The organism is Coleofasciculus sp. E2-BRE-01 (genome assembly GCF_040221695.1).
Taxonomy (GTDB): Bacteria; Cyanobacteriota; Cyanobacteriia; order Cyanobacteriales; family Coleofasciculaceae; genus Coleofasciculus.
In genome coordinates this window covers 1-18,777 of the sequence record NZ_JAVKEA010000149.1, presented here as the reverse complement: position 1 = coordinate 18,777, position 18,777 = coordinate 1, and the positions used below count along the sequence as shown (strand labels likewise).

16 protein-coding genes and 1 pseudogene are annotated in these 18,777 nt (G+C 43.8%); 11 read left to right on the top strand and 6 right to left on the bottom strand.

Going from position 1 to position 18,777, the window contains the following annotated elements; genetic code table 11:
* A pseudogene (locus RIG66_RS18630) lies at positions 1-147 on the bottom strand (IS630 family transposase); the annotation flags it as partial.
* Positions 148-483: 336 nt separating this feature from the next.
* Here RIG66_RS18630 and RIG66_RS18625 point away from each other — a divergent pair.
* The 6 genes from RIG66_RS18625 to RIG66_RS18600 all read left to right on the top strand — a co-directional run bounded on the left by RIG66_RS18625 (position 484) and on the right by RIG66_RS18600 (position 10,230).
* Entirely contained in the window at positions 484-765 is a 282-nt protein-coding gene (locus tag RIG66_RS18625; protein ID WP_446380251.1) for a hypothetical protein, read from the top strand.
* Positions 766-1,002: 237 nt separating this feature from the next.
* Positions 1,003-3,636, top strand: a complete 2,634-nt coding sequence (gene alaS / locus RIG66_RS18620; RefSeq protein ID WP_446380250.1) for an alanine--tRNA ligase — start codon at positions 1,003-1,005, stop codon at positions 3,634-3,636.
* Positions 3,637-3,929: 293 nt separating this feature from the next.
* On the top strand, positions 3,930-5,192 hold the full coding sequence (locus RIG66_RS18615; protein WP_446380249.1) for an O-antigen ligase family protein: 1,263 nt from the start codon (positions 3,930-3,932) through the stop codon (positions 5,190-5,192).
* Between the two features lie 14 nt (positions 5,193-5,206).
* Positions 5,207-6,373, top strand: coding sequence for a glycosyltransferase family 4 protein (locus tag RIG66_RS18610; RefSeq protein ID WP_446380248.1), 1,167 nt, complete (start codon positions 5,207-5,209; stop codon positions 6,371-6,373).
* Positions 6,374-6,826: 453 nt separating this feature from the next.
* Positions 6,827-8,140 (top strand): hypothetical protein, encoded by a 1,314-nt coding sequence (locus RIG66_RS18605; protein WP_446380247.1) that lies wholly within the window; start codon positions 6,827-6,829, stop codon positions 8,138-8,140.
* 107 nt (positions 8,141-8,247) lie between these two features.
* Complete coding sequence (locus RIG66_RS18600; RefSeq protein ID WP_446380246.1) at positions 8,248-10,230, top strand: pentapeptide repeat-containing protein; 1,983 nt, start codon at positions 8,248-8,250, stop codon at positions 10,228-10,230.
* A 366-nt stretch (positions 10,231-10,596) separates the two neighbouring features.
* On the opposite strand, the gene RIG66_RS18595 is transcribed toward RIG66_RS18600, so the two are convergent.
* Entirely contained in the window at positions 10,597-12,021 is a 1,425-nt protein-coding gene (locus RIG66_RS18595; RefSeq protein ID WP_446380245.1) for a protein adenylyltransferase SelO, read from the bottom strand.
* A gap of 143 nt (positions 12,022-12,164) precedes the next feature.
* Here RIG66_RS18595 and RIG66_RS18590 point away from each other — a divergent pair, with 143 nt between their 5' ends.
* Both RIG66_RS18590 and RIG66_RS18585 read left to right on the top strand, forming a co-directional pair.
* Positions 12,165-12,425, top strand: a complete 261-nt coding sequence (locus RIG66_RS18590; RefSeq protein WP_446380244.1) for a chlororespiratory reduction protein 7 — start codon at positions 12,165-12,167, stop codon at positions 12,423-12,425.
* Positions 12,426-12,905: 480 nt separating this feature from the next.
* A complete protein-coding gene (locus RIG66_RS18585) occupies positions 12,906-14,138 on the top strand; it encodes a cation:proton antiporter domain-containing protein (RefSeq protein ID WP_446380243.1) in 1,233 nt (410 codons plus the stop codon).
* 51 nt (positions 14,139-14,189) lie between these two features.
* Here the strand turns inward: RIG66_RS18585 and RIG66_RS18580 are convergent, their stop codons facing one another.
* Positions 14,190-14,735 (bottom strand): DUF2854 domain-containing protein, encoded by a 546-nt coding sequence (locus RIG66_RS18580; protein WP_446380242.1) that lies wholly within the window; start codon positions 14,733-14,735, stop codon positions 14,190-14,192.
* A gap of 311 nt (positions 14,736-15,046) precedes the next feature.
* Here RIG66_RS18580 and RIG66_RS18575 point away from each other — a divergent pair, with 311 nt between their 5' ends.
* Both RIG66_RS18575 and RIG66_RS18570 read left to right on the top strand, forming a co-directional pair.
* On the top strand, positions 15,047-15,307 hold the full coding sequence (locus tag RIG66_RS18575) for a hypothetical protein (RefSeq protein WP_446380241.1): 261 nt from the start codon (positions 15,047-15,049) through the stop codon (positions 15,305-15,307).
* A gap of 243 nt (positions 15,308-15,550) precedes the next feature.
* Positions 15,551-15,736: a hypothetical protein gene (locus RIG66_RS18570; protein WP_446380240.1), complete on the top strand. Its 186-nt coding sequence runs from the start codon at positions 15,551-15,553 to the stop codon at positions 15,734-15,736.
* Positions 15,737-15,857: 121 nt separating this feature from the next.
* Here RIG66_RS18570 and RIG66_RS18565 read toward each other — a convergent pair whose 3' ends face one another.
* The 3 genes from RIG66_RS18565 to ndhC all read right to left on the bottom strand — a co-directional run bounded on the left by RIG66_RS18565 (position 15,858) and on the right by ndhC (position 17,941).
* Entirely contained in the window at positions 15,858-16,394 is a 537-nt protein-coding gene (locus RIG66_RS18565) for an NAD(P)H-quinone oxidoreductase subunit J (RefSeq protein WP_446378821.1), read from the bottom strand.
* Complete coding sequence (locus RIG66_RS18560) at positions 16,387-17,130, bottom strand: NADH dehydrogenase subunit K (RefSeq protein WP_446380252.1); 744 nt, start codon at positions 17,128-17,130, stop codon at positions 16,387-16,389. The genes RIG66_RS18565 and RIG66_RS18560 overlap by 8 nt, the downstream gene beginning before the upstream one ends.
* A gap of 448 nt (positions 17,131-17,578) precedes the next feature.
* Positions 17,579-17,941, bottom strand: a complete 363-nt coding sequence (gene ndhC, locus RIG66_RS18555; RefSeq protein WP_446380239.1) for a photosynthetic/respiratory NAD(P)H-quinone oxidoreductase subunit C — start codon at positions 17,939-17,941, stop codon at positions 17,579-17,581.
* A gap of 636 nt (positions 17,942-18,577) precedes the next feature.
* Between ndhC and RIG66_RS18550 the strand changes: the two genes are divergently transcribed.
* A complete protein-coding gene (locus RIG66_RS18550) occupies positions 18,578-18,706 on the top strand; it encodes a hypothetical protein (RefSeq protein WP_446380238.1) in 129 nt (42 codons plus the stop codon).
* Positions 18,707-18,777: the final 71 nt, after the last annotated feature.

Genomic DNA, 18,777 nt, shown 5'->3' with positions numbered 1-18,777 from the left:
AAACTCTGCGATTTCTTGTTGTGTCTTGCCATCATTCAGCAATAATAGTATTAGGATTCTTTCTCTAATATCTGCATTTTTCTCGGTTTTTAGAGCAACTTGTAATTTTTCTTTTTGAGCGGGTTTCAAATAATTTTTGGCTGACATATTTTTTTCGTTTTTCGGATTTCCTATTTTAATTATACCCTATTTAAATGCCGAACAGCTTAGTTCATCTATAATGTTCATTTGTGTTTTTTCTAGGGGGTTATTATTACTATTATATCTGTTGCGACCTATTTAGGGCTGCTATATGAACCCAATCAGTCAGATTTTGGACAATGGAGGTCTTTAACCTATTTCACAGGTGAGAGTTACTGGCGTTTTTTAACTTATTTACTGAGTGGGGGTACTGATGAAGTAAAAACTCTGCTGAAATGGGTTGGCTCTCCTGAATCAATTCCTACCGCACTCAACTATGAAGACGGTAAAAAAACACTGGAATTGTTTCTCCAAGTCTGGGACAATGCTCAGGATTTACCCCGACTGCAAAACGATTTAGCCAAAAAGATAGCCGTAGTGACTCGTCTTGTCTCTTGGCAATCCCAGGATATTGATGTAATCCAACGCCATTACAATAACCTCAAAGCGGGAAACTTCCCTCAAGCTGATACTGTGGAATCAGTCATCCAGGATTTACGCTCCACGAAAAGAGGAGTGAAGATAAGCCCTAGCGATTGGAAATCGCGGAACCAAACGAAACAAAGTCCGCTTGACAAGGACTAATCGAGGGGTGTGGAAACCCGCGCAGGCGGGTTTTGTTTGTGTAGCTGCGGTTTGAACCGCCCAGTTATAGCTAGGCTGAAACCGGGATGAGAACCCAAAACCCTGCAACAATCGATAACATAAGTAAAAATAGATCCCAATTGAACTGATAAACCTTGTTATCTCTAGGATGGGTAACTTTAAGCGTCTAAAATCCCAAATCCGATCAATCCATTCCTAGTCTGTGAGTGAAACACCATGCCCAAATCTCCCAAATCCCTCAGCGGTAACCAAATCCGACAAAAATTCCTGGACTTCTACGAAAAACGGCAACACCAGGTTTTGCCGTCGGCTTCCTTAGTCCCCGAAGATCCCACTGTGTTACTCACCATCGCCGGGATGTTACCCTTTAAACCGATATTCCTGGGACAACGCCAGTCGGACTTTTCCCGCGCCACCACGTCGCAAAAATGTCTCCGCACCAACGATATTGAGAATGTGGGACGCACGGCGCGACACCATACCTTCTTTGAAATGCTGGGCAATTTTAGCTTTGGCGACTATTTTAAAGAACAAGCGATCGCGTGGGCATGGGAGTTATCTACGAAAGTCTTTGAATTGCCCCCAGAACGCCTGGTGGTGAGTGTGTTTCGAGAAGATGACGAAGCCTTTGCCATCTGGCGGGATAAAATTGGTATCCCCGCCCATCGTATCCAGCGGATGGGCGAAGAAGATAACTTCTGGGCATCGGGTCCTACAGGTCCTTGTGGTCCCTGTTCAGAAATTTATTACGACTTCCACCCGGAAAAAGGGGACAAGGATATCGATTTAGAGGACGATACCCGGTTTATCGAATACTATAATCTGGTGTTCATGCAATACAACCGGGATGCAGACGGGAATCTCACCCCCCTACAGAATAAAAATATTGACACCGGGTTGGGATTAGAGCGGATGGCGCAAATCCTCCAGCAGGTTCCCAATAACTACGAAACGGATCTGATTTTCCCGATTATCAAGACGGCGGCTGAGATTGCTGGCATTGATTACGCCAAGAGTGACGAGAAAACCAAAGTATCCCTAAAGGTGATTGGGGATCACATTCGCGCTGTCGTTCATCTCATTGCTGATGGCGTTACCGTGTCAAATACGGGTCGTGGCTATATCCTACGCCGTTTAATCCGGCGAGTGGTGCGTCATGGACGGTTAATTGGCATTCAAGGGGAGTTTACCACCCAAGTCGCCGACACCGCGATCGCACTGGCTGAAGATGCCTATCCGAATGTGCGACAACGGGATGATTCGATTAAAGCGCAATTGCAACGCGAAGAATCTCAATTCCTGAAACGCATCGAAAACGGCGAGAAGCTATTGGCAGAGATTCTGGCGAAAAAGCCGGATAGTATTTCTGGAATCGATGCCTTTACCCTCTATGATACCTACGGGTTCCCCTTGGAATTAACCCAAGAAATTGCCGAAGAACAAGGGATTCCGGTAGATTTGGCAGGCTTTGACGTTGAAATGGAGAAGCAGCGCCAACGGGCAAGAGATGCCCATAAAACCATTGATTTGACGGTACAGGGAAGCTTGGATAAGTTAGCTGAACATATCCATGGCACGACATTCCTAGGGTATAGTGAACCCCAGTCTACGGCTCAAATCGAAGTCTTGTTAGTCGAAGGGAAAGCGGTAGACTCTGCCCCATCGGGTACAGAGGTGCAAATTATCTTGGATCAAACCCCATTCTATGCCGAATCTGGGGGACAAATTGGCGATCGCGGTTATTTGTCGGGCGATAATTTAGTAGTACGGATTGAAGATGTCAAAAAAGAATCCGACTTCTTTGTCCATTTTGGTCGCGTGGAACGGGGAACCCTAAACCTAGGGGATACTGTTACCGCCCAAATTGACCGCGCTTGTCGCCGTCGCGCCCAAGCTAATCATACCGCCACCCATTTATTACAAGCGGCGCTGAAAAAGATTGTTGATCCGTCTATTTCCCAAGCCGGTTCTTTAGTCGCCTTTGATCGGCTGCGGTTTGATTTCAATTGTTCCCGTTCCCTGACGTCAGAGGAATTGACCCAAATCGAGGAACAAATTAATACTTGGATTGCTGAAGCTCACGGTGCAGATGTGGCGATTATGGCACTTACAGACGCCAAAGCCAAAGGTGCGATCGCTATGTTTGGCGAAAAGTACGCCGATGAGGTACGAGTAATTGATTTCCCCGGTGTTTCTATGGAACTCTGCGGCGGAACTCATGTGAATAATACCGCTGAAATTGGTGTATTTAAAATCGTCTCCGAAACGGGGGTTGCTTCCGGTATCCGGCGCATCGAAGCGGTAGCGGGTCCGGCGGTATTGGATTATTTGAATCTGCGGGATAAAGTGGTAAAAGAATTGTGCGATCGCTTTAAGGCAAAACCGGAAGAAATCCCTGATCGAATTACCAATCTCCAGAACGAACTCAAAGCGTCTCAGAAAGAATTAGACGCCGTGAAACAAGAATTGGCATTAGCCAAATCGGATCAGGTATTAAGTCAAGCTGAATCCGTGGGTGAGTTCAAGGTTTTAGTGGCAAATCTGGGAGATATTGAACCCGACGCCCTGAAAACCGCAGCGGAACGACTTCAGCAAAAACTGGGCGAAAGTGCAGTTATTTTAGGTTCTGTACCCACAGAAGGCAAAGTTAGTTTAGTGGCGGCGTTTAGCGCTAAAGTTCACAAAGACAAGCAACTCCAAGCTGGTAAATTTATCGGTGGAATTGCCAAACTTTGCGGCGGTGGCGGTGGGGGACGCCCCAACTTAGCCCAAGCTGGGGGACGAGATTCCAGTAAGTTACCGGAAGCCTTGGATACGGCAAAACGTCAGTTAATTGAACAGTTGCAGTAATCATGTAAGGTGGGCAATGCCCACCTTTTTTGCCCTATAGCGTTTTCTTGCTCATTCATGGAACCCAATGCCAGTTTATCCTGATACAAAAAACAGACGCATCTCTCTCCTGCTATTGCCTATTGCTTATTGCCTATTGCCTATTGCCTTTTTCCTCTCAGAGTGAGTTTCACATCTCAAATGTAAACACTATATGAATTAGGCAAGGTATAGTGGTGCATTACGGCAAGATTCAGATGAAAGGAATTATAATAAGTCTAATCATGCCTAATGCATCCTATTAAACGCTAAAAATGATTACTAAACCAGAAAAAGAAAATATCGTCATAAAGATATGTTTTATAGGCTTGCTACTTTCATCTCTCCTGAGTCGGGTAAAATTCACTTATTTTAGTTCTTTTAGCCTGAGTATCCATTATCTCTTGATTCCTTTATTTTCCACTCTATTAATTCTTTTGAACCTAAAAAGCCTAAAACAATTTTGTATTGCTCACTCAAAAATATTGGCAGCTATTGGATTATTATATATCTGGATATGGGTCTGTGCATTTTTTAGCAATTTTCCAGCCACTGCCCTAACTTATGCGATAAAATACACCAATTATTTTTTCATATTTATTGCTTTTTTAAGCCTAAACTTTCCCAAACCGAAAAACATCAAATATTACTGTCTAACTTTATTAGTTATAATACAAGTCATAGCTATTTTAGGTTGGGTAGAAATAGTCTTCCCAAAAATGTGGATGTTTAGACTGTTAAAGTATCCCAGCTTCCATCCTCAGATTGGTTCAATCATGCAAAACCCAAATCAGTTTGGCGTTTTAATGGCGATAGGCGCGAGTTTGACTCTGATTCTATACCAGAAAAAAATTATTTCTACAATTTACTTCTATATCAGCGAAGTACTGTTGGTTATTTCCCTAGCAATTTCTACAAGCCGAAATGCATGGTTAGTCTTTATTTTAGGGTTAGTTCTACTTAGGCAAACAAAAATAATCAATAACATTAAGTTTATTTCGTTATCTTTCTTGTTAATTATTTGTATCTTATTGTATCCCCCTGCCAATTATAAACTAGGACTAGTTAATAGTAATATATTTCCTGGATTTGAGCTATTGAATCAAAACTTTCCCAACCCGAGTTCCCTTGAAACAAAAATATCAAATCCCAAATCAACAGCTTTGTCGAGATTAGCTTTATGGAAAGCGGCTATTAGTGAAATGACTAAACAACCAATAACAGGCATAGGACTAGGCGTTTTTGCCGAACATATAGGAAAACAAATTTTTGGTGTCAAAGGTTTTCACGCCCATAATATATTTTTAAATATAGGTACAGAACTGGGAATACCTGGATTACTAATGTTTATTGGTTTCTTGTTGAAAATAGCATCGGATCTCAAGCCGAGTAATTTTGTCACTGTCCTCATACTTCTATTTTTAGCATCGCAAATGCTTGACTTTTTCATTGAAGACTATACCTTTACAACGATTGAGCTGTATTTTTTATCCCTAGCAGTTATATCAGGAACAAAAGTTGAACCAACGCTCAAATAAATTTGGATTTTACCATGACTCAACAACACCCATTAAAAAACAATCATTTCTATCTCATATTCCCTAATATCTTTGAATTTAAGGGAGGAGTGCAGGTTTATTCAGCTTTCTTGCTCAAATCATTACAAGAGTTATATCCGGATGCCAATTATGACATTTTTATAAAATATGATAAAAACGATTCAGAAAACCTGCAAAATCTTCAATTTCTACCGCATACTAAATTTCACTATTTCGGACATTTTCCCCGATTGCTACAAACTATACTTTTGGCAATTACAATAATTTTACAAGGCATTTGGCAGCGTCCAAGTTTAGTAGTATCTACCCATATCAACTATGCGATCGCTTGCTATATACTTCAACGAATAAATGGAGTCCCTTACTGGTTCATTGCTCATGGTACTGAGGTTTGGTCTACACAAAGAAAATCCCACAAACTCGTATTACAGGGAGCCGAAAAAGTCATTGCTGTTAGTGAATATACAAAACAGAGATTAATTAAAGAGCAAAATATTGATGCCGATAAAATTCATTTATTATTTAATACTTTTAATTCTAAACAATTCCAGATAAATTCTAAACCAACTTACTTACTACAACGGTATAATATAACCCCCAATCAACCGATAATATTAACAGTAGCTCGCCTGGGTCGTATGGCTAAGCATAAAGGCTACGATCAAATTCTCCATGCCTTAGTCAAAATTCGTCAGCATATTCCCAATATTCACTATATTCTCGCGGGTAAAGGTGATGATAGACTGAGGATTCAAACCTTAATTACCAGCTTAAACCTCGATGATTGCGTGACTTTGCCAGGATTTTTGACAGATGAGGAATTATGCGATCATTATAACCTTTGTGATGTGTTTGCGATGCCCAGTCAGGGGGAAGGCTTTGGCATTGTTTTTTTAGAAGCATTAGCCTGTGGTAAACCTGTTTTAGCCGGGAATCAAGATGGTTCTGTTCAACCGTTGGCTAGTGGGGAATTAGGATGCTTAGTTGATCCCAATAATGTCGAGGATATTGCTACCAAACTTATTGAAATTATCCAAGGACATTATTTGAATAAAATAGTGTACAATCCAGAAATGTTACGAAAAAGAACAATTGAATTGTTTGAATTGAATCAGTTTAAAACCCAACTCGCCGCCTTGTTGTCTTCTAATTTAAAATAAGCCCCTACACCCGCCAAGAACGCAAGTTCTTGGCTTATAGCTGAAGTCCATTAAAATGGACTAAAACTAGAGATGCAGTCGTATGTTAGATAACTGCAAGCTTTGAGTTCCTTTGGTTTTAACCCAAGATGGTTTAACGCCAGTGGTGCAAGATATAAGTATTAACGTGAAGTTTTCCTGAGGTTTTCCCAACTTATCGACCTTCCTCAAACGCCAAATACGAGTCTATAGGCTGGCACATTTTCCCATTATAAAAAATTATCCCCCAAAACCGAAACCTTGTCAAGCGATCGCGTCCGATCAAATCCGGTCAAATCCGGTCAAATCCGGTTGAATACTCACACAAGGCAGGGTGTGTTAATACAGCCGTTACCGCTGTAATTTCTAGACGGGGGATCTTAATTTACCGAAGTGTAGGGCATAATTAAATAAAAAGATGAGTGGATCTGCTTTATGGCTAACTTCAACCCCCTACGCTTCAAGTTCCCGCGCAAGCAAGCCCAGAACAAGGGAATTGATCCCTCAGTCATCAGTACCCAACCTGTGATACTCAAACCACCAACTTCCACTCAATCTTCCTCCAAATCCCTTACTGCTCTCGCCAAACAAGCTGAGAAAAACTACTACGCTACTTATGGAAAACCTAAACGGCGAGGATTAGCTAAAGTCTTTTGGACAATGATACTAATTGGTATCCCCCTTGGCATTGTCGCGATGATGATTTGGGTTGCTAATTTGCCTTATTCAGTCATTCGCCGTCCCGTGGCACGGAATGCTCCTATTCTACTGTTACCCAGTTATATCACCCTAGACTCTAACTACCGACAAGCTATTACGGCGGTTGAACAAGCCGAACGGTTAATTAATAAAGCAACAAGTCCAGCTGACTTAGAGTTGGGAGAACAAAAATTTCAAGCAGCCCAGCAACATCTTGACAAGTTACCCACGGGATTTTTAAAGGATTTACCAGAATACAGATATTGGTGGTATGACTCGTACTTTAGCATTTATGGCTTCAATACAGTCCGCAAAAAGCTTGGGGAATTAGAAACTAAGGTATTCCAAGAAAAGAATGCTCAGATTTTGTTGACTGATAGCGAACAAGAACTTTTGAAAGCCAAACAGCACTATCAGCAAGCTTCAACGCCAACAGACAAACAACTCGCGATCGCAGATTGGCGTTCAGCCCTCGATCAATTAGAGCAAATTCCCGGTCAGACTTTGGCAGGTAAAACAGCACAAGCTAAACTCGATAATTACAAACGGGATTTTAAAGAAGTGGTTGGTCTAGTTGCGGGGAATGAGCGTACCATGACCTTAATTCTAGTTGCACAACAGTTTTCTTGGCAAGCCGCTAAAGCTGCCCAAAACCCACCTCACAGTGTTGCTAAGTGGGAACAGATAGAAAACTTATGGAAAGAGGCGATTCAGGAACTTGAGCGGATTTCTGATGATGATTTAGCCGCTTATGGAAAAGCACAAGAACTACTGGCACAATACAAAGCGAACTTAGGACAAATAAAAATCCGACGGCAAGAGGAAGCCGATGCTGTCAAAGCTTTGGAAAAAGCTCAATCCCAAATTCAAATTTTACTACGCCTTACTCCTACCAATGCCAATGATGTAAACGGCAATTATCGGATTATCAGTCAGTTACAGGGAATCATCTATGAACTGGAAAAGATATCCAATGGTACAACCCCTTATTTGGAAGCCCAACAGCTTCTGCTTTCAGCCAAAAATAAACTCAACCAGCTTCAGCAGTAAGGTGTCAAGTACGTAAAAAGTGAAGAATAAAAAGATAAATATGGAGAAAAAAGGATCTCATATTTCACAGTAAAATAATTGAACGAACCTTTAACGATACAATCGCCTTGAAGCCAATTAAATTCTTATACCCTTTCCCCAAGCGACTCCTCGGATTCCTGCTTCCATTTCTCCTCCTCATCCCCCTCCCCGCCTTCGCCGCCACTCCAGAACGTCAACCGTTAACCCTGGAACTCCTGGAAGAACGCCTAGAATCCCCGATTCAAAGCGAAGGCATTTCCACGATTGATCTGCACCAGTTCGTTATTGATTTAACCAACGAGAATACAGACTTTCGGGATCAGTTCTATCAACACCTGCAAAGCAAGCTGACTCGTTCTCAAACCCCTCTCGCTTTAGACTTAAGTGAATCCTTAATTCAAGGGGAGTTTACCGCTAGCAAATTAGGCTTGCAAACCGCCCTCTCCCAAGCCACATTGCCTTCCTTGTTAACTGAACAGGAACAAGAAAAATTAGCAAAAGATTCTCGCTTTATTACCGAAGCCAGTGACCAAGTTCCCTCGGTTACAGTCTTTCGGGGGACTCTAAAACTGAATCAAACTCGTCTAAGTGGTGCGATTAATTTCGCCAATACCTTCTTTCTGCAACGCTTAGAAGTTTCTGAGGCTGTGTTTATCCAGGAAGTCGATTGGTCAGGGAGTAGTTTTAGCCAATCTGTTGATTTTAGTAACACTACGTTTGGTCGAGATATTAACTTCAGCGGTGATACCTTCTTTGATAAAGCCGGGTTTACTCAGGTGGAGTTTAAAGGGATAACCAATTTTAGTCGGTCTACGTTTCATGGAAATGGGAATTTTAGTCAGGCGGAGTTTGTGCAGTTAGCCAATTTTACCGGAAGCCAATGGCTACAAGATGCGGATTTTTCCCAAGTGATATGGCGCGATCGCACGTTGTTAAGCAAAAGTCGGTTTACTCAGTCGTTGTTACTCACCGAGGCGACGTGGGAAAAATCCACTAGCTTTCGAGGAAGTCAGTTCCAGCAACCGATTTTAATGCGGGATGCGAGTCTACTCGACCAAATGGATTTTAGTAATACCCGCTTTTCCCCCAATGCTTATGTTAAAGTCGCTGGGATGACCTTTGACTCCGACGAAGCTAAAATTTTTGGTGATGCGGGTCATGTGGGACAAATTCTATCCGTTCCCCAGTTAGAAGGGAATGAGGATGTACTGCGAAATTTAGTCCGCAACTTTCGCGAACAAGAACAAATTCCCGATGCGAATTCCTTAGATTATCTCCGGGAACGATTACGACGAGAACAACTGTGGGGACGGTTACTGGGTAGCATTCTCCAATTAATGGGTCGCGAGGATATCAATCTGCGATCGCGCCATTGGCTAATCGATGGGTTACACTGGGCGGGATTAAGTTTACTGCTGCTATTAAGTGCCGATGGTACCAGTTTTGGCTTAGTGTTCGGCGTGGGAATGATTGCGATCGCCTATTTCGGATTGCTGTTTTGGTTGCTTGACCGTTGGCGGCGACGTTACCCTAAACCGATTCTACCCACCTCTCTAGAAACAGTGTACATGGTGGGGAGTGGGGCGGCGGCTACTGTGGGCGGTGCGATCGCGATTTTTCAAACCAGTGAACAACCCTGGCTGACGCTATTGTGTTTGGCGGGACTTCTCTTCCCTATACCCCTATTGCTGGTGTGGCGACTGTATCGGCAAGGGCGTTATCACGATATGCTCAATATCACCTATTTTGTCGAAGATGGAGGAATGCGGCAATTACGCCTCCTGATTGGACGCCTCCCAGTTATGCCTCGATTTGGCTTTTTCCGCGATCGCTATATGCCGATTCTTTGGGATCGTCGCTGGAATTGGCTGAATTATTATGACTTTAGTTTTAATAATTTACTTAAGTTTGGATTTAATGATATTCGCTTGAGAGAGGAACATGTTCCCGGTATTATTAGTACATTGGCGTGGTATCAGTGGGGTTTGGGTCTTGCTTATATTGCCCTGTTATTATGGACACTTTCTCGGACTATTCCTGGGCTGAATTTATTGATTTATTTGAAATAATAAGTAGGTGGACACAATTAACGTGAACGGTTGAGATTAGGCAACAGGGAACACCTCGACTTACCTCGACTCCGCTTGGTAACACGCTCGGTGTGTCACAGGGAACAGGGAACAGTAAGGGTTTGATCTTTGTGTACAAAACTTAGTATGGTGCTGTTTTCTTTTGTCCGACTACTTAACACTGATTTCAGCCCTTATATAAACGTAGTGGCGTGGCACACCTTATTTGGTGGATTAGAATTGTAGGGGCGCAAGGCTTGCGCCCGGTTTAAACGTCAAATCTATTCCACAATTTTAGCTGTGTCAGTCCAGTAGCTTGCTTCTCAAGGGAGCGAGTATGACAAATGACAAATGACAAATATAAGATTATTTTTTTCTTTGTAAGCGTCTCACCAACTCATCAAACGGTTGCCAATTATCGTCGCGATCGATAGCTGCCCAAACATCTTCAATAATCGGTCGTAGTAATGCAGTTTTCGGATTCTTCTCCTGTAACCGCTCAGCCATTTTCGCCAACTCATCCGTTGACAAATCCTGCAAAATATGATGATATAATTCGCGCCAATTGGTTAACAATACTTGCTGTTCAGCCGACTGGCAAAAAGACGCCTGCTTAAAAATTTGTGAGACATCATCGCGCCAACTTGGGTGAAACTGCTGGGTTAATTCGGTGAAGAAGGCATGATATCCTACCTGAGTTTCCTTTAACAACTCAATCGTCCTCTTCAATAACTCATTCCCTTGGGATTCATTCACTTGCTCAAATCCCAGCTTATTCAGCATCAACTGCCGATAAGCCTGATAATACTGTTCCTCATAAGCCGCTAACCCAGCTTCCATATCAGCAACCGGAATCACCATGCCTAACGGTTGCTGCAACATTTCCAAATTCAACCGACAAATACTCGGTTGATTGCCATAACAATAGCGTCCGTAATAGTCAAAATACGCCGCCGTAAACACAGGATTATAGGTGGGGATAAACGCATAAGGGCCATAATCAAAACTTTCCCCCGTAATCGACATATTATCCGTATTTAAAACAGCATGACAAAAGCCTGCTGCCATCCATTGAGCCGCTAACTCTGCCACTCGTTTCACTAACTCAGCGTAAAATTGGCGATATTGCTCAACTCTATCCTGCTGTTGCAATAGATGCGGATAGTAATAATCAATGACATGATCAAGCAGCGTTTTAATTAAATCCCGACGCTTAAAATAGCGCAACCGTTCAAACGTGCCAAACCGGATATGAGAACGACTCATCCGTACCATCACCGATGAACGAGTGGGTGACGGTTCATCCCCTCGCCACAAATGTTCCCCGGTTTCAATCAAACTTAAACAGCGAGAGGTACGCACACCTAAACCATGCAACGCTTCCGCCGCTAGAACTTCCCGTACTCCACCTTTGAGAGTCAATCGACCATCCGCACCCCTAGAATAGGGAGTTGTCCCAGAACCTTTCGTGCCAAAATCATAGAGTTCGCCATCACTTCCCCGCACCTGACCAAAGAGAAAGCCGCGACCATCTCCCAATCTAGAATTATATTCGCCAAACTGATACCCGTGATAGCGTAGTGCTAAAAAGGGCCGTATGCCGACAAACTGACCAAACGCCTGGATAAAATCGGCATCTGTCACCCTTTGCGGGTCTAACCCTAAAATTGGCAGCAGTTGGTCATTACGGAACCGCAGGTGATGACAGGGAAATTCGGCGGCGGCGACTTCATCAAAATAGTCATAGCCGAGGGATTCTAACGCTCTTTCGTATTCCAGGGAGAGAAACATACTGATATTGGTTATGGATCATTTGTCATTTTTCTATACTAAATGCAAGGAATGACTCCAACCTTGTGTTCTGAGCATTCCAGGTTCTGCCTAGGAACGGGGAACCAAGACTAATCACTGTTGAACTATACCCGGAATGAACCATGCCTGATTCAATCATGTACCAAGAGGATGCTTATGTTGTTCTGGAAACGAACCAACCTGAGCAATTCCTCACACCTGAAGAGTTACTGGAAAAACTCAAAGCTATTTTAGCAACACGGCAGGATAATTTACCCCGTGATTTACAGCAGTTTTCTTCTGTGGAGGAGCAAGCCAAGTATTTAATGGAAACTGCTTGTGATTTGGATATGGAACCTGGAGAATATTTGCAATGGTATATCGTGCGGCTAGAAAAGCCTTAGTAAAAAAGGACTCCTGACCTTCAACGTCTGGAGTTCCTTGTAAATTGACCTTTTTAAATTAAACTCTAAAACCCTCTCAGCAATGGGCGTGGTTGCTTTTTTATGCCAATAATTTCATTAACTATTTAATCTCACCAACGCCTTTTTCTACATCTGCCAGACTTCCATATTCTGGGTCGGGTATTTGTTGGAGCGTATTAATTACCTCATCACTTTCATTTTGCTGTATACAGTATAAATAGTTATTAATACACCTTTCTATAGTTGGATATAGTTGATTCTTGTCAATACAATTACTGCATAATTACTTTGCCTATTCCTATGATCTACCTTTAGGTATATTCTTAAATTCACAGTTTTATTTTAACTTATTAACTTATAAAGAATGATTGAAGTTTTTGTAAGAATGATAATTTAGTCAAGGGATTTATTGACTAATAAATCGGTAAATCTGTGTAAACCAGCCCTATCCTACTCATCATGAATCAGCTAAACATTGCTATAACCGCCATCGCCGCACTGGTTGTGGCTGTGGGGCTACTCTCTAAACCACTGCGGCGGATGTATTTTTCCGACTCGACTATTGCGCTGCTGTTGGGTATTCTGATGAGTCCCCATGTTCTAGGTTGGCTTGATATAACGGGCTGGTGGGGCAATAAAGAACTTTTGATTGAGGAAGCTGCCCGTTTAACTCTTGCCATTGGTTTAATGGGTGTCGCCCTACGCATACCCAAAGGATATGTTCCCCGACACTGGAAGTCTTTAGCCGTGGTACTGGGGCTAGTCATGCCCCTGATGTGGTTGAGTAGTGGTTTACTGGTATGGTGGGTATTGGGTCTCCCCTTTGGGGTAGCGATGGTGATTGGGGCAGTGGTAACACCGACTGACCCGGTTGTCTCGACGGATATTGTTACGGGTGTCATTGCTGAGGAAAATATTCCCGGACGCCTACGTCACCTCATATCCAGTGAATCGGGGTTGAATGATGGGTTAGCATATCCAATCGTCTATCTACCCATTCTACTCCTGACGCGATCGCCCGGAGAAGCTATTTCCCATTGGGTGATGCACACCATACTTTGGGAAATCGGTGTCGCTGTTGTGGTTGCTGTATTGTTGGGCTATACGGCAGGTCGATTATTAGTCTGGTCTGAAAAGAAGGACTTAATTGAGAAAAAATCAATTCTGGCTTATACAATTGCCCTTTCACTTCTGGCATTGGGGGCAGCAAAGTTACTGGGTAGCGATGGTATTTTAGCCGTTTTTATCACCGGATTAGTCTTTGATGGACTCGTAAATACTCAGGAAAGAACCCAGGAAGAGCGTATCCAAGAAGCTGTGGATCGCTTCTTTACTCTACCCATTTTCCTGTTATTGGGTTTGGTCATGCCCTGGCAAGACTGGCTACAACTGGGCTGGAAAGGCTTACTGCTAGTGGTAGCCGTCTTGTTCTTGCGCCGCCTCCCCGCCATCCTGGCTCTCAGTCCTTTGATTAAGCGCCTGCACGGTGTCTCAGATCCTCTGTTCGTGGGTTGGTTTGGTCCCATTGGCGTTGCGGCTCTTTACTACTCTCATCTAGCGCTGCGCCTCACGGGTAATCACCAGGTTTGGGTAGTTAGCAGCTTGCTAATTTTTGCCTCTATCCTCGCCCATAGTATTAGTGCCACGCCTTTGAGCCAACTCTATGGCTCCTTACAAATGACGAATGACTAATGACTAATGACTATCTCCGCCGTTAACTTTAATTGTCCCCACCTACCAACGTTAAGGTGCAGCAATCAACGCCACATCAACCTGGTCTTCTTCAGGTTGGCTCAATTCAACTCGGATATTCGGACCAAAGAATTTTTCTATTTTTTCCCGCTTTTGTTCCCATGTTTCAAAGGGAATCAGCGGCGAGTAAAATTCCAGTACTAACGTGTAAGCACCATCCACTACAGTTTCTCGTAAACTATTGAGGTCTGGTCGTTCCTCATCGCTAGGTGAGAGACCCAAACTTTCCAGAGAGCTATCTAAGTGAGCGTCTTGACCGTAACGATAACGCATCACATCTTGGCGAATTTGGTTTTGAATGGGAGTAGCTGTCTGCTGTCGCTGTTCCAACACGTCTGGTGGTGTGGGTTGACTTAAAGGTACAGGCTTGAGTTCGGCGGCTTTCAGGGCAAAACCGCCCAGTAAGATGGGGACGCCGTAGAAAAATCCCACTAAATTTAAGGTCGCGTTCTCGGTGGCATAAGCCACAAAGCCGATGATGGTCAGTACTCCCCCAACCCACAATCCTACCGTTCCCAAGGAAATTTTGCGTAACATCTTAATTTAACTATCTACACAACAATCACTTTAGCTTTATTATCGGTGTCAAGGGGTGGCATGGGAAATGATCGGGTGCAGAACATCCATGTTTTAGATCGTGGATCTTGCCTGAATTGCTCTAGGGGAGCAAAGGCAAAAGCGTCAACGTCGTATTGTCTTCGTTCGTTATACTAGGCAAATTCGCTCTCTCGTAGTGCGATCGCTGTGTCGGCAGAAGTCCAACCTTCTCTGTAGCATGGTATGTAAACAGTTTTTATAAGCCCAGTTTTGTTTAGTCTGCTGTTGTCTCTATTGCCGCATTTTTTAAAATGATTCAAGAAAAAAAGCAACAAGCATCCTCAAAAAACCCCCGTTTTCGCGATCAGCTTGATTCGTTAAAGCGTGAGGATGAAACCCTAAATAATATTCTGGCTGTTGATGTTTGGGCGTTGGCAAAAACCATGGATGAATTTTATCCCGGCTTTTGGTCAGCGTTTATGAAAAATCGAGAAAAGGCATTAAAGCGATTTATTGCCGAAGTGATTAAAAATAAACCGACTAAATCCAAACGTCCTCCTTTCCTCAGCTAGGATACCCGTTCAGTAATTGAATCATCAACTGAAATCTTGGAAACTTATTCCTTGCTTAAGGGAAGGATAAAACAACAGCATGTTAATATTTAGTTGTGGCAGATGTACGACCCAGGAAATCGATCTATTTTCTAGGTGTACCTCTCCACACATCGTTGATATGCCTGGGTTGAGGGAACGCCTCACCTTATATCATTGTTGGTTTGCCAATTAGAAAAATAGCGAAACTAAAGGATAGGAATTATGGACTCACAAGCCATGCGAGAGCGCCTAACTGTCATTGAGAGTAAGCGAGAGTTTCTCGTTAAACTGTTGGAGGAACCGAATTTAGGTACTCTGAGAATCGATGTTGATCAAGCCCTCGAAGAACTAGACGATTTAATTGAGGAATTTAAGCGAACATTTCCTGAATCAAGTGGTAATCTTTAACCAATTATTTGGCTCGCAAAGCTACCTGTAAACATTATTGTCTGACTTTACTTACTCTTGTTTAAAAGTAGGCGAGCAAGATGCTCGCACTACTTTTTAAGATGGGAAGGAGTTGCTCAAATTAATAAGCATCCTGCAATTCATAGAAGTCAGGCGAGATATAATCCTTCCGCAGGGGCCAGCCCACCCAATCTTCCGGCATCAAAATCCGCTTCAAGTTGGGGTGTCCTTCATAGACAATGCCGAACATATCGTAGGTTTCCCGTTCTTGCCAGTCAGCACTCTTCCAAATCCAATACACTGAGGGCATCGTGGGATTCTCTCGTGGTAGAAATACCTTCACCCTAACTTCTTCAGGTTGCTCAGCATCATCGCTGATCTTAATTAAATGGTAGAAGCTGACCAACTCTTCGCCAGGACCGACATCATAACCCCCTTGACATTGCAGGTAGTTAAACCCATAAGCATACAGAGCCGTGGCAACGGGAATCAAGACCTCGGGTTGTACCTTAATCACCTCAATTCCCAGGTGATCCGGTTCCATTAACTCGGTTTCAAAGCCGTTTTCCTTCAGCCATCCGTGGACTTCTCCTGTCTCAGCGAGTGGGGATTCTTCAGTATTCTCTTGGGTCTGTTCTTTGGATTCTTCTTCAGCCACGATTGACCTCCTGCTGTTGAGACGACTTCAGTGCGGGGGGTACAGGCATTCCCATCGCTTCGGTTAACTCCTTCGGTGGAGTGTGGCGATTTTCAGACCGCAAGTATTGACCTGTGAGAATATCTGGCACTACCTTCATGCTATGAGTGGTGCTGTAATAGCGGTGGGTTGGGCTCAGAGTTGCCCGTTCCTGGATAGACTCATTTGCCACCTTCTTACGAAGTTTAACGATCGCATCCATAATCGCTTCGGGACGAGGTGGACAACCAGGAATATAAACATCCACGGGAATCAACTTATCCACACCCCGCACGGCGGTTGGTGAATCGACGCTGAACATCCCCCCAGTAATCGTACAAGCCCCCATCGCCATCGCATATTTAGGTTCCGGCATTTGCTCATACAGACGCACCAGCGCTGGTGCCATTTTCATCGTGATTGTGCCAGCCGTAATAATCAAATCCGCTTGTCGGGGACTCGAACGCGGGACTAATCCAAATCGGTCAAAGTCAAACCGAGAGCCAATCATCGCCGCAAATTCAATGAAACAGCAGGCGGTTCCATACATCATGGGCCACAGGCTGGATAGCCTAGCCCAGTTATAGAGGTCGTCTACTGTCGTCAAAATGACGTTTTCTGAGAGGTCTTGCGTGACCTGAGGACGACTGATGGGATTGAGAATTTTTTCTTTGGGTTGCGGCTTTTGGGGTGCCGCGTTTGCTGTATCTGTATTCATCCAAATATTCGCGACTGGATACCTCATCCATAGATAGTATGGGCAGTTAGAAAGCCGCGCCTCCTAGGTAAAGTACAAAAAACTCTAAACCCCTACCGCCTTGGATTTACTCGCCGACGTTCGACATATTGCCCTTGCCTGTCGCCTGGGTAGTTACTTTCCTCGTGCTTTTAACCTGTACGGATATGGGTTGTTTGATTGGGCTTGCGCCCCTCCCTTTCGGGGTAACGTTAGCTTCGCCAAAGTTATGTCTCGGTACTTTCTCCAACACACTGGCTTTTCCCTATAACCTGTTTAATGCTGGAGTTGTAGAGCTACAGACTAGCTACGCATCCGTAGGTACGAACTTTAACACTTAGACATAACGTCGTCGTTCAAGGCAGAACTTAGGCTGGTAAACATAGGCTTTTGGAAAGCCTCTTCCATGCCTAACCATGGACGGGGTAGTTTACGACCATTCTAAAGCTCCTTTGCGCCAAGCGTAAACGAGGGCAACAACGAGAATTGCAATAAAGATGAGTGCTTCGATAAACGCTAGTAGTCCTAGCTGATTGAATGCCACTGCCCAGGGATAGAGAAATACGGTCTCCACATCGAAAATCACGAAGACCAGGGCAAACATGTAGTATCGGATATTGAACTGAATCCAAGCGCCCCCAATCGGTTCCATGCCAGATTCATAAGTCGTCCGGCGTTCGGGGTCGCGGATGCTGGGTCGCAGCAGCTTAGAGGCTGCCAGTGCGAGGACGGGGACTAAACTGCTTGCCAGTAAGAACCCTAGGAAATATTCGTAGCCGCTAAGAACAAACACAATAGGTTAAGTGTCCCTAAATCTTGTCGTTATTACTTCTTTACAGGATAGCAAAGGTGAAAGCCCTCGCGTCCCTTCACTTCGTTCGAGGGCATATTTAACCGAGGGATGAAACTTTCGCGTTGCATCCAGCAAGCGAATTTATTCGCCAGTCTCTTTACTTCCGAATGGTATTTGCTATAATTATGTGCAATAAAAATGTGTTGGGTATGCTCTCGACCTAAGAGGATGTTCAAGTTCGTCTGACTCCCCTCCAACGAGAGAAGGGGATGGAAATTTGTATAAAGTGTGGAGCTAGAGGCAGCTTTATACATTGGGATAGACCCGCATCATGTAAGACCTGAGAAGGCGATGAGAATACCGTGGGACACACGGGAATTTAAGCTTGAGGAGTGAGTTTAAAGACTCAAGAATGCTCCGTAAGACCCAAGGTGAACCAATTCTTTGATGCGGATAACCGGAGGCAGGATCAGCCCAAGAATTATCCGTGTTTTTAACCGGATGAGTGTCAAATTCTTTTACCCATTATAAGGGTAGTTGGTTTTCTGCAAATTGAAGCGGGTCAAGTTTTTCCGGGACGATGAGCAGATTTCTATCCGGTAGGGGCAAGGCATTGCCCATTGGTGTCAACTTAAGGTGAAAAGCTCGGTTGAGCAAGGGTGTGGGGTGTCGGGTGTCGGGTGTCGGATGTCGGATGTCGGGTGTCGGATGTCGGATGTCGGGTGTCTGTTGGAGGCTAAAAAACCTAACACCTACCACCATTGACCTCATCTATTCATCCACAACGTTTTTTCCAAACAGGAAACTTTAATACATAGTGAGGCAAAATTGCTAGC

Bases quoted from the DNA above. Each gene is read 5' to 3' on its own strand.
- RIG66_RS18560 (WP_446380252.1), bottom strand. From the start codon at position 17,130: ATGAATACAGATACAGCAAACGCGGCACCCCAAAAGCCGCAACCCAAA.
- RIG66_RS18585 (WP_446380243.1), top strand. From the start codon at position 12,906: ATGAATCAGCTAAACATTGCTATAACCGCCATCGCCGCACTGGTTGTG.
- RIG66_RS18575 (WP_446380241.1), top strand. From the start codon at position 15,047: ATGATTCAAGAAAAAAAGCAACAAGCATCCTCAAAAAACCCCCGTTTT.
- RIG66_RS18615 (WP_446380249.1), top strand. From the start codon at position 3,930: ATGATTACTAAACCAGAAAAAGAAAATATCGTCATAAAGATATGTTTT.
- RIG66_RS18580 (WP_446380242.1), bottom strand. From the start codon at position 14,735: ATGTTACGCAAAATTTCCTTGGGAACGGTAGGATTGTGGGTTGGGGGA.
- RIG66_RS18590 (WP_446380244.1), top strand. From the start codon at position 12,165: ATGCCTGATTCAATCATGTACCAAGAGGATGCTTATGTTGTTCTGGAA.
- RIG66_RS18605 (WP_446380247.1), top strand. From the start codon at position 6,827: ATGGCTAACTTCAACCCCCTACGCTTCAAGTTCCCGCGCAAGCAAGCC.
- alaS (WP_446380250.1), top strand. From the start codon at position 1,003: ATGCCCAAATCTCCCAAATCCCTCAGCGGTAACCAAATCCGACAAAAA.
- RIG66_RS18610 (WP_446380248.1), top strand. From the start codon at position 5,207: ATGACTCAACAACACCCATTAAAAAACAATCATTTCTATCTCATATTC.
- RIG66_RS18595 (WP_446380245.1), bottom strand. From the start codon at position 12,021: ATGTTTCTCTCCCTGGAATACGAAAGAGCGTTAGAATCCCTCGGCTAT.
- RIG66_RS18570 (WP_446380240.1), top strand. From the start codon at position 15,551: ATGGACTCACAAGCCATGCGAGAGCGCCTAACTGTCATTGAGAGTAAG.